Source organism: Streptomyces murinus, from assembly GCF_002154555.1.
GTDB lineage: Bacteria > Actinomycetota > Actinomycetes > Streptomycetales > Streptomycetaceae > Streptomyces > Streptomyces murinus.
In genome coordinates this window covers 1-10,573 of record NZ_MUNF01000694.1, presented here as the reverse complement: position 1 = coordinate 10,573, position 10,573 = coordinate 1, and the positions used below count along the sequence as shown (strand labels likewise).

At 72.2% G+C, this 10,573-nt stretch carries 8 protein-coding genes and 1 pseudogene; 4 read left to right on the top strand and 5 right to left on the bottom strand.

The features are described from left to right. Positions 1 to 199 (bottom strand): annotated as a pseudogene (locus tag CCN72_RS33255) (phosphatase); the annotation flags it as partial. A gap of 364 nt (positions 200 to 563) precedes the next feature. Between CCN72_RS33255 and CCN72_RS33250 the strand changes: the two are divergent. Then, the gene (locus CCN72_RS33250) at positions 564 to 977 is read left to right on the top strand and encodes an SsgA family sporulation/cell division regulator (RefSeq protein ID WP_037655659.1); all 414 of its coding nucleotides are present in this window, start codon (positions 564 to 566) and stop codon (positions 975 to 977) included. 151 nt (positions 978 to 1,128) lie between these two features. Beyond that, positions 1,129 to 3,153 carry a phosphocholine-specific phospholipase C gene (locus CCN72_RS33245; RefSeq protein ID WP_086811970.1) on the top strand — a complete coding sequence of 675 codons (2,025 nt, stop codon included), beginning with the start codon at positions 1,129 to 1,131 and terminating at the stop codon, positions 3,151 to 3,153. Here CCN72_RS33245 and CCN72_RS33240 read toward each other — a convergent pair. Further along, positions 3,143 to 4,168, bottom strand: a complete 1,026-nt coding sequence (locus CCN72_RS33240) for a Gfo/Idh/MocA family protein (RefSeq protein WP_086811968.1) — start codon at positions 4,166 to 4,168, stop codon at positions 3,143 to 3,145. The genes CCN72_RS33245 and CCN72_RS33240 overlap by 11 nt on opposite strands. 151 nt (positions 4,169 to 4,319) lie before the next feature. After that, entirely contained in the window at positions 4,320 to 5,414 is a 1,095-nt protein-coding gene (locus tag CCN72_RS33235) for a baeRF3 domain-containing protein (protein WP_086811966.1), read from the bottom strand. 417 nt (positions 5,415 to 5,831) lie between these two features. Here CCN72_RS33235 and asnB point away from each other — a divergent pair, with 417 nt between their 5' ends. Continuing rightward, on the top strand, positions 5,832 to 7,673 hold the full coding sequence (asnB, locus tag CCN72_RS33230; RefSeq protein WP_085563201.1) for an asparagine synthase (glutamine-hydrolyzing): 1,842 nt from the start codon (positions 5,832 to 5,834) through the stop codon (positions 7,671 to 7,673). A gap of 35 nt (positions 7,674 to 7,708) precedes the next feature. Here the strand turns inward: asnB and CCN72_RS33225 are convergent, their stop codons facing one another. Further along, positions 7,709 to 8,449, bottom strand: coding sequence for a DUF4232 domain-containing protein (locus CCN72_RS33225; protein WP_244174601.1), 741 nt, complete (start codon positions 8,447 to 8,449; stop codon positions 7,709 to 7,711). 57 nt (positions 8,450 to 8,506) lie between these two features. Continuing rightward, positions 8,507 to 10,135, bottom strand: a complete 1,629-nt coding sequence (locus CCN72_RS33220; protein WP_086811962.1) for an alpha/beta hydrolase — start codon at positions 10,133 to 10,135, stop codon at positions 8,507 to 8,509. 273 nt (positions 10,136 to 10,408) lie between these two features. On the opposite strand from CCN72_RS33220, the gene CCN72_RS33215 reads away from it, so the two are divergent. Beyond that, a partial coding sequence (locus CCN72_RS33215; RefSeq protein ID WP_143664285.1) for a chaplin family protein occupies positions 10,409 to 10,573 on the top strand: 165 nt, incomplete at its 3' end.

The following is a 10,573-nucleotide window of genomic DNA, read 5'->3' as shown; positions in this document are numbered from 1 at the left end:
AATCGTCCAGTTGGTTCAGTGCCAGGTCGTACAGGGCGCGCTGCCAGCGCTCCTCGGGGTCCGTGTCGTCGCAGCGGACGTCCCGCCGTACCGCGTCCACGTCGCCCTTGAGCCGCCGCGCCTGCGTGATCAACGCCTCGACCGGGTCGTGCCCGGGCGGCTGGGCGGCTGGGCGGTCCGCGGAGACCGATGACGGCATTTCGCACTCCGAACGAAAAGGGGACGGCAGGGCCGGGCGGGACGGGGACCGTAACGACTCTCGCACAGCGCGGGACGCCCCGTAAGGGATTTGGCAAGACACGATACGGTGGTGCTTCTGGCATATGCCAGAGTCTTCCCGAACCGATCCCCGAGTGCTCCCCGAACGCCCGACGGGCGATCAAGTCGTAGACAATCTACGGGAGTTGACGGACCCGGCGATCCTTCGTCAAGACCCCCGGACCAGGCAGTCAACCGCGTGTTCGACGGCCCTGTGTTCCCCGCCGTTCGGGAGCGGCCTGTACCCATCGAACTCTGACCGGATTTGGCGGCATGCGAAGGGCCTCTCCTGACTCCATAAAGGCATGGAGACCACCATCGAACTGCCCGCCCTCGCCCGGCTCGTGACCGCCGAGGACCAGGAGATCCCGCTCACGGCCACCCTGCGCTACACCACGGGCGACCCGCTCGCCGTCTTCGTGGACTTCCCGGCCGAGGCGGCGCTGGAAGGCGAGGACGTCAGCTGGACCTTCGCGCGCTCCCTGCTCGACCAGGGACTGCGCACCCCGGCCGGACACGGCGATGTGCAGATCTGGCCCTACGGCCGCACCCGGACCGTCCTGGAGTTCCACTCGCCCTTCGGTCTCGCCCTGCTCCAGTTCCCCACCTCGACCCTGCGCCGCTTCCTGCTGCGCAGCTACGAGGTGGTCGCGGCCGGCCAGGAGGACATGGCGACGGTGGTGGAGCGTGGGCTGAACGCGCTGTTCGGAGGGGTGTGAGGCGTCCGCCGGAGTTGTCCCGGCGAGCCCCGGCCGGTTTTGAATATTGTTCACCTTTACCTCACCGCACGGGTATGGACCCCGACGACCGGCGCGGGCACCCTGGCCCGCGGTGTGCCGCAGGGGCACTCCCGTGACCGAGGACGGACGAATGACACCGATCAGCCGAAGGGGCTTCGTGGGGCTGGGCGCATCCGTGGCGGCGGGAGTGGCGCTGGGCGCCACCACGCGCACCACCGCGGCGGCCGCCACCACGGCGACCGGCACGATCAAGGACGTCAAGCACGTGGTGATCCTGATGCAGGAGAACCGCAGCTTCGACCACTACTTCGGCCGCCTCAAGGGCGTGCGCGGCTTCGACGACCGCAGCGGCATCACCCTCAGCGGCAACTACTCCGTCTTCAACCAGCCGAACCTGCTCTCCCGGCAGTACCCGTGGAAGCTCAGCTCCACCCCGTCGGTGTTCGGCAAGGACGGCGAGACCCTCGCGCAGTGCAACGGCGACCTGCCGCACTCCTGGTCCTCGCAGCACTCCGCCTGGAACAAGGGCCGCCTGGACAACTGGGTCCTGGGCGTCGGCAACGTCCGCTCGCTCGGCTACCTGGACCGCTCCGACATCCCCTTCCACTACGCGCTCGCCGACAACTACACCATCTGCGACGCCTACTTCTGCTCCACGCTGAGCGCCACCGGCCCCAACCGCACCTACCTGTGGAGCGGCAAGGTCGACTCCTCCAGCAACGACGGCGGCGACGAGTCCGGTCTCACCTGGCAGACCTACGCCGAGTCGTTGCAGGCCGTCGGGGTGAGCTGGAAGGTCTACCAGAACGCCGCGGACAACTACGGCGACAACGCCTGCGCGTACTTCAGCAATTTCGCGGGCGCCAAGGCGGGCGACCCGCTGTACGACCGGGGCATGTCCTCGGTGCCGAAGGTGACCGGCTCCACCCCCGACGACATCGCCGCCGCCATCAAGGCCGATGTCCAGGCGGGCACCCTTCCGCAGGTCTCCTGGGTGGTGGCCAACCAGGCGTTCTCCGAGCACCCCTACGCCCCGCCCGGCGACGGCGCCCACTTCGTCAACCTCGTCTACCAGGCCCTCGCCGCCGACGAGGACGTCTTCGACTCCACCGTCATGTTCCTCAACTACGACGAGAACGACGGCTACTTCGACCACGTGCCCCCGCCGTCCCCGCCCGCCGGCACGGCCGGCGAGTTCCTCAACGGGGTGCCGTTCGGCTTCGGTTTCCGCGTACCGATGATCGTCATCTCGCCCTGGACGCGCGGCGGTTGGGTCTCCTCCGAGGTCTTCGAACACACCTCGGTGCTGCGCTTCCTGGAGACCTGGACGGCCGCCCTCGGCACACCCGCGAAGTGCCCCAACATCAGTGACTGGCGGCGCAAGGTGAGCGGCGACCTCACCGGGGTGTTCGACTTCGCCCACCCGGTCAAGGGCGCCGTCGCGCTGCCCGCGACCAGCGTCATCGGCATCGACAACTGCACCCTGCTGCCCAACCCGGTGCCGACCGACAACGCGCTGCCCGCCCAGGAGTCCGGCACCCGCCCGGCCCGCGCGCTGCCGTACCAGCCGGGCGGCTATCTGGACCGCCTGGAGTTCGACGCGGGCGGCAAGACGCTCGCCTGGTTCGTCATGACCAACCAGGGCGGCCCCGCCGCCCGCGCGGCCCACTTCTCCATCCACCCCAACGCCTACCGGGACACCACCCCCTGGCAGTACACGGTGGACGCGGGCGGCACCGCCACCGACTACTTCAACATCGGCTCGGGCTACGGCGACGGCAAGTACGACCTGTCGATGGTCGGCCCCAACCGCTTCCTGCGCCGCTTCCAGGGCGACGCCACCAAGGCGGGCAAGTCCGCGGAGGTGAGCACCCGTTACGCGGTCGAGCCGGGCACCGGGAAGCTCGCCCTCTACTTCAAGATGGCCAACTCCGGTTCGTCGTCGGTGAAGTTCACCATCACCTCCAACCACTACCGCTCCGACGGCCCCTGGACGTACACCGTCGCCGCCGGCGCGTCGACGGAGGACTTCTTCAACGCGGTCGCCTACAACAACGGCTGGTACGACTTCACGATCACCGTGGACTCCGACTCGACCTGGTCGCGCCGGTTCACCGGGCACCTGGAGACGGGCGCCGCCAGCGTCAGCGGCTGACCGCCGCGTACAGGTCCGGGCGCGGGGCGAGTTCGACGGCCACCCGGCCGCCGCCCTCCAGCGCCCGGACCCCCGCCTCGGCGACGACCGCGGCGGCATAGCCGTCCCAGGCGCTCGGCCCGGTCACCCGGCCCGCCCGGACGGCGTCCACCCAGTCCCGCACCTCGCGGTCGTAGGCGTCGGCGAACCGTACGAGGTAGTCCGGCGCCACCTCCCGCCGGGCGCCGTCCGCTCGGGTGACCACCGGGGCGTGCTCCTCGCCGATGCGCGCGCTGCCCGCCTCGCACACCGCCTCGCAGCGCACCTGGTAGCCGAAGCCGCAGTTGACGAACACCTCGACGTCCACCAGGGCGCCCCGCTCGGTCTCGAAGAGCACGAACTGCGGGTCGATCAGTCCCTCGGGCGCGCCGCCGGAGGACACCGGGCGCCGTACGGTCACCGCCGTCAGCTCCTCGCCCAGCAGCCAGCGGGCCGCGTCGATCTCGTGCGAGACCGAGCTGTTGATCAGCTGGGCGCTGGTGAAGCCGGGCGGTGAGGAGACATTGCGGTGGACGCAGTGCAGCATCAGCGGCCGGCCCAGGCCGCCGCCGTCCAGCAGTGCCTTCAGGCGCAGGTACTCGGCGTCGTACCGGCGCATGAACCCGATCTGTGCCAGCCGCCGCCCGAGCCGCGCCTCGGCCGCCACGATCCGCAGCGCTCCGGCGGAGTCCGGCACCATCGGCTTCTCGCACAGCACCGGCAGGTTCCGGGCGAACGCGGCGAGCAGCGCGGCCTCGTGCGCGGGCCCGGGGGAGGCGATCAGCACGGCGGCCACCCCCGGCGCGTCCAGCGCGGTCTCGGGGTCCGTGTGCACGCGTACCCCGGTGATGCCCGCGACGGCCGCCCGCGCCCGCTCGATGTCGGGATCGGCGACGGCCGCGACCCGGGCGCCGCTGACCACCCGGTCCAGGCGCCGCACATGATCGGCCCCCATGTTCCCGGCCCCCAGCACCGCCACACCCAGCGGCTCACCCATGCGCGCGCTCCCTCACGTCGACGATTCCCGCGTAGCGTACGTCGGCGGGGGAGTGCGTACTTCAGGGCCGCGGGGGCCCGTGAACACGGTCCGCAGGGTGCTCAGGGTCCGCAGGGTCGGATACTCACGGGCCGCAGGCGCGAGGCGCGGATCAGAAGCGCAGCACCCCGGCGATCCCGTCCTCCTCGCCCAGCGTGCCGTCGGGCACGAAGCGGACCTGGGCGCCGGTCTCCAGGCACTGCTCCACGATCTCGTCCACGATGTCGTCGCGGGCGTCCAGGTCGCCGGGCTCGGCCGGTACCAGGTGGTCGCCGTCGTCGCGGACCACCGCACGGAAGCCGTCCTCCACGGCGAGCAGCCGCACCCGGCCCTCCCGGGCGCTGAGCCACAGCTCGTCCAGGCCCGCCGCGAAGGTGCGGTGGCCGCGCGCCGAGGTCAGTTCCTCGACGACGGAATGGGCGTCCTTGGACTCCTCCGCCTCCAGGACCGGCCTGATGGCCTGCCACACCGCCTCGGGACCGGAGTGGGCGAGCCCGCCGTGCCCCACGTGCACCGCGCCCCTGGCGACCGTGCCGGCCTCGTCCAGCAGGGAGAGCGCCGCGCGTTCGCCGGTGACGTACAGCGGCCGGGGCTGCTCGCGCAGGACCGCGGCCATCGCGGTGTCCGCCTCACGCAGGAACTGGCGGGTGCCCTCGTCACGGAAGGTGCTCGGCAGATCGCCGATGCGCTCCTGCCGCTCGGCGTCGAAGTTCGGCCTGCTGCGGGTCAGCGGGAAGCCCCCGGCATGCTCCTCCACCACCCGGTCCGGGCCGCCGCTCCACAGGGTGACCTGGTCGGCCGAGACCGACAGCACCCAGAAGGGCCGCTCCGCCGCCTGCGCGGCGACCAGATTGCGGGTGAGGAAGGTGTCCGCGAGCACCACGCGCTCGGGGACGCTGCGGGCCAGCGACCAGACCTGGTGCTCACCCGGCGCGGCGAAGATCACCAGACCGTCCTCGGCATGCGCGAGATCCACCTCGGCGAGCGCCCGGTCGAGCTGGGCGTCCACGTCCGCCCGCCGCTCCCGGGTCACGGCCGGATCGGCCTCCAGGCGCTTGCGGGCCTCGGCCAGCACATTGCGCAGCCGGACCGGATCCTGGTCGCTGCCGGATCCCCTGCGGTGCGTCGGGGTCAGCACCGACACCGCCGGATAGGGCCGCGGACGCCGCAGTTCGGCAAGGGTTGCGGGACTCAGTGCGTGCTCCATGACAGCACCATAGGGCCGATTCACATGTACGGCATTCGGGGTATTCCGGACTTATGTCCGCGTGCTGGGATGTGGACGCGGGTACCCCGGTGGCCGGGCCGTCCGGGCGACGGAGCGGTTTCCGGCCGGGGCGCCACGCGGCGCGCCCCCGCTTGGGAAATTTTTTGCCCATGGCCGGTTCCCGGCGGCTGTGGCGCTCCGGCGTCGCGATCCCGGGCCTCGCGAAGGCAAAACGCGTCCGAAAGCATCGGGCGGACGACCCCCGTCGTGTTACGTCCGCGTTGACCGGCGCCGGGCACGGGCGGAGGCTCGTCATATAGGTGCTCGATACAACTGGTTCGTCGGCCGGCGTCGCGGCTCCCACGAAAGCACAGGTGAGCGCGGCACCGGCGGCCGGCCGGAGGCAGGAGGCAGCGCATGTGCGGCATCACCGGATGGGTGTCCTTCGACCGTGACCTCAGCGCCGAGGCCACCACATTGCATGCGATGACCGAGACGATGGCCTGCCGCGGCCCGGACGACCGCGGCACCTGGACCGAGGGGCCCGCCGCCCTGGGCCACCGCAGGCTCGCCATCATCGATCTGCCCGGCGGCCGCCAGCCGATGTCCCTCGCGACCCCCGAGGGCACGGTCGCGCTGGTCTACTCCGGGGAGACCTACAACTTCACCGAGCTGCGCCGTGAACTGACCGACCGCGGCCACCGGTTCACCACCGACTCCGACACCGAGGTGGTCCTGCACGCCTACGTCGAATGGGGCGACGCGTTCGCCGAACGCCTCAACGGAATGTACGCGTTCGCCATCTGGGACGGCCGCCGCGACAAGCTCGTGATGATCCGCGACCGGATGGGCATCAAGCCGTTCTACTACTACCGCACCCCCGACGGCGTCCTGTTCGGCTCCGAACCCAAGGCGATCCTCGCCAACCCGCTGGCCCGCCCCCGGGTGACCCTCGACGGACTGCGCGAACTGCTCGTGATGATCAAGACCCCGGGGCACGCCGTCTGGGACGGCATGCGCGAGGTGGAGCCCGGCACCGTCGTCACCGTCGACCGCTCCGGACTGTCCACCCGCGTCTACTGGCGTCTTCAGACCCGCCCGCACGAGGACGACCGGGACACCACCATCGCCACCGTGCGCACCCTGCTGGACGACATCGTGCGCCGCCAGCTCGTCGCCGACGTGCCCCGCTGCACCCTGCTCTCCGGCGGCCTCGACTCCTCCGCCATGACCGCGATCGCCGCCCGGCAACTCGCCGAACAGGGCCAGACGGTGCGCTCCTTCGCCGTCGACTTCGTCGGCCAGACCGAGAACTTCGTCGCCGACGAACTGCGCGGCACCCCCGACACCCCCTTCGTGCACGACGTCGCCCGCAGCTCCGGCACCGACCACCAGGACATCGTGCTCGACGCCGAGGCCCTCGCCGACCCCGCCGTGCGCGAGCAGGTCATCCGGGCCCGCGATCTGCCGGCCGGCTTCGGCGACATGGACGCCTCACTCCTGCTGCTCTTCCGCGCCATCCGGCAGAAGTCCACGGTCGCCCTGTCCGGCGAGTCCGCCGACGAGGTCTTCGGCGGCTACCTCCAGTTCTTCGACGAGGACGCCCGCAGCGCCGACACCTTCCCCTGGCTGGTGCGCTTCGGCCGGCACTTCGGCGACGACTCCGACGTGCTGCGCACCGACCTCGTCAAGCAGCTCGACCTGGAGCGGTACACGGCCGACGGCTACCGTACGGCCGTCGCGGGCATCGAACGGCTCGCCGGGGAGAGCGACTTCGAGTTCCGGATGCGGCAGATCTGCCATCTGCACCTGACCCGGTTCGTGCGCATCCTGCTCGACCGCAAGGACCGGATGAGCATGGCCACCGGCCTGGAGGTGCGGGTGCCGTTCTGCGACCACCGCCTGGTCGAGTACGTGTTCAACGCCCCCTGGGCCCTGAAGTCCTTCGACGGCCGGGAGAAGAGCCTGTTGCGCGAGGCCGCCAAGGACGTCCTGCCGCAGAGCGTGTACGACAGGGTCAAGAGCCCCTACCCCTCCACCCAGGACCCGCGCTACGCCCGCGCCCTCCAGGCCCAGGCCAAGGATCTGCTCGCCCGGCCCTCGCACCGCGTCTTCGACCTGGTGGACCGGGACCGCGTACGCAAGGCCGCCGAACGCGAGGCCCCGGTGTCCGACCAGGCGGCCCGGCGCGGCCTGGAACGCACCCTGGACCTCGCCCAGTGGCTGGACCTGTACGCGCCGGAACTCGTCCTCGGCTGAGCGGCCCTCTCAGCTGGGGCCGGGGCTGCTCACGATCAGCTGGGCCCGGGGCTGCTCACGGTCGGGCTGACCGGGCTCGTCGGCGTGGCGCCGGTCGGGCTCGGGCTCGTCGGCGCCGGGCTCGCCGGGCTCGGGCTGGCCGGGGGCATCGGGCTCGGCCGGTGCGGGGCCCGCCTGGTCGGGCTCGGGCTCGGTGTCGTGCCGGTCGGGCTCGGCGTCGCCTTGGTCGGGGCCGGCTTCGGGCTCGTCCGGGGTGCCGGGCCGAGGCCCAGCGCCCGGTCCGCGGCCGCCGCCGAGGGCTGCCAGGACGTCGTCACCGGCTCCCAGACCGCCACCTTGGATCCGGTGCCGAGCCGGGCGGGGGCGAAGACCCGGCCCCAGCGGCCCGTCCAGTCGCCGACGGTGACCGAGGCCGCCTTGCGGGCCTGCGGGTCCGCCGTGCGGACGATGGTGCGCACATCGGCGTGGACGGTCGCGCCCGCCGCGAGCCGCAGCCGGCCCGTGCCGTCCCCCGACACCGGCAGCGCGGCTCCGTCCAGGCCGCCGAACGTCACCAGCGGCACCCGGTCGATGGCGCAGGTCCGCCCGCTGCGGTTGGTGACGCTGACGCGCACCACGGTGGGCCGGTGCGGCACGGTGGCCGCCCGCAGCGTCAGCTCCCCCTGGACGCAGGGTGCCACCCGTGGAGCCGCCGGGGCCGCCTGTCCCGGCGGCGCGGTCAGCAGCAGGGCCGCCACGGCGGCAGAGGCGGCGGGTACGGCGATGGCGGCGCGCATGCGCATGATGGTGTCCCTCCGGTCGCGGTCACGGACGCCGGTCGGCGGCCGGTGCCTTCATCGGTCGATGCGGTTCGGGAAGACGCTCCACTCCTTCCCGTCCGCCGGGCAGGAGCTGCCGTAGGCGGGCAGGGAGCCGTGGAGCAGGAAGTCGTCCACCGTGCGGTGCACGCACACGGAGGAGCCGTAGCCGGTGTGCCCGTCGCCCTTGTTGTCGAGGACGACGGCCGCGGGGCCGAGCCGCTGCGCGGTGCTGACGGCCCATGGGTACGGCGTCGCCGGGTCGCCGCGCGTGCCCACGAGCAGCATCCGCGGCGTGTCGACGTCCTTCACCCGGGTGCGGATGAAATCGGTGCCCTTGGGGCGGCCGTAGCACATCAGTACCTGGGTGAGCCGGTAGCGGCCGAACACGGGGGAGGCCTCGTCGTACGCGGCCCGCAGCCGCTTCAGGTCCCCGGCGATCCGGGCGGCGGAGGGCCGGTCGGGGTCGTCCGCGCAGTTGATCGCCAGCAGGGCGGCCTGGAGGTTGTCGGCCGGCACGTCCTGGGGGTCGACCAGGCCGTCGTGCCCGGGCGCCGCACGGCCGAGGACCGGCCCGGCGCCGCCGGTGGCGAAGCCCATGATCCCCCGGGGATCGCGGTCCTCGGTCAGCGAGCCCAGCGCCCGCTCCAGCGACGGCCACAGGTCCTTGCTGTAGAGGGCCTGCACGATGGCGGCCACCAGGTCCTGCCCGGAGAACGGGTCGCCGCCGTCCGTCGTGACCGGCCGCCGGTCCAGCGAACGCACCAGCCCGGCCACCGCGTCACCGGCCGCGCGCCGGTCCCGCCCGAACGGGCAGCCGGTGTCCCTCGCGCACCAGTCCAGGAAGTCCTCCAGCGCGGTCTGCTGCCCGCGGGCCCCGTCGATGCCCTGTTCCGCGAGCGACTCGGTCAGCGTGTCCACGCCGTCCAGCGCCATCCGCCCCACGTTGTGCGGGAACTGCGCCGCGTACACCGAGCCGAGCCGTGTCCCGTAGGAGAACCCCAGGTAGTTGAGCTTGCGCTCGCCGAGGGCCTGGCGGATCACGTCCAGGTCCCGGGCGGCGTTCACCGTCCCTATGTACGGCAGCACGTCACCGGAGCTGCGCGCGCACGCGGCCGCGCTCTGCCGCAACTGCCGCAGCAGCGCCTGGGGATGGGCCAGGTCGGCGTCCGCGCCGGTGACAGCCGCGGCCTGGTCGCCGCCGTCGCCGCAGCTGACGGGGGAGGAGCGGCCCACCCCGCGCGGGTCGAAGGTGACCACGTCATAGCCGTTGGTCAGCTCCATGAACTGCTTTCCGTCGTACGCCAGTTCGTTCACGCCCGCGCCGCCGGGGCCGCCGAAGTTCAGCAGCACCGAGTGGTGGGAGGTGCCGGTGCCGCGATAGCGCGCCAGCGCGAGGTCGAGCGTGCCGGTGCCGGGGCGGGCGTAGTCGAGCGGGACCGTCACCTTCCCGCACTGCATGTCCCTCGGCATGCCCGGGCCCGCGCAGGCGCCCCAGGCCACCTTCTGCCGGTAGAACCGGGACAGGTCGGGGCGGTCCGCCGCGACCGGTGCCGAGACCGCGGCCGCGGGCACGGGCAGGACGGAGCCGAGCAGCGCCAGGGCGAGGACTCCGGTACCCGCACAGCGCCGCACCGCGGACCGCGTGCACAGCTTGGCCAGCATCGATCGCCTCCCGAGGCGCCCGCAGCGGACCGGGACGGCGCCTTTTCGCTCACCATAAGTGGGCCCCGTTCGGCCCGCCTCCGGGCGAGCGGAACACCCCCGGGTGCCGTATGCTCCGCGCCCGATTGATGATCATTCATCGGCCTTACAAGCGGTTTATCGATCGTGCCACTCGATGGGGTGAAAGCCCGATGGGCCATAACTCAGCCGGTTCGCCCGCGTTTTACCGGGTGCGGGCGACTGCCCGCGAACTTGTCTGGAAGGCAGGAACCAATGAGACGGGCTACCCGAAACGGTGTGATCGCCGCCGTCGCCGCCTCCGGTGCGATGGCCCTGGCGTGGCCGATGTCCGCCGCGTTCGCGGCCGACGGCGCGAGTGCCGACGGCGTCGCGGCCGGCTCACCCGGACTGATCTCCGGCAACGGCATCCAGCTGCCG

Bases quoted from the DNA above. Each gene is read 5' to 3' on its own strand.
- CCN72_RS33245 (WP_086811970.1), top strand. From the start codon at position 1,129: ATGACACCGATCAGCCGAAGGGGCTTCGTGGGGCTGGGCGCATCCGTG.
- CCN72_RS33220 (WP_086811962.1), bottom strand. From the start codon at position 10,135: ATGCTGGCCAAGCTGTGCACGCGGTCCGCGGTGCGGCGCTGTGCGGGT.
- asnB (WP_085563201.1), top strand. From the start codon at position 5,832: ATGTGCGGCATCACCGGATGGGTGTCCTTCGACCGTGACCTCAGCGCC.
- CCN72_RS33240 (WP_086811968.1), bottom strand. From the start codon at position 4,168: ATGGGTGAGCCGCTGGGTGTGGCGGTGCTGGGGGCCGGGAACATGGGG.
- CCN72_RS33235 (WP_086811966.1), bottom strand. From the start codon at position 5,414: ATGGAGCACGCACTGAGTCCCGCAACCCTTGCCGAACTGCGGCGTCCG.
- CCN72_RS33225 (WP_244174601.1), bottom strand. From the start codon at position 8,449: ATGCGCGCCGCCATCGCCGTACCCGCCGCCTCTGCCGCCGTGGCGGCC.
- CCN72_RS33250 (WP_037655659.1), top strand. From the start codon at position 564: ATGGAGACCACCATCGAACTGCCCGCCCTCGCCCGGCTCGTGACCGCC.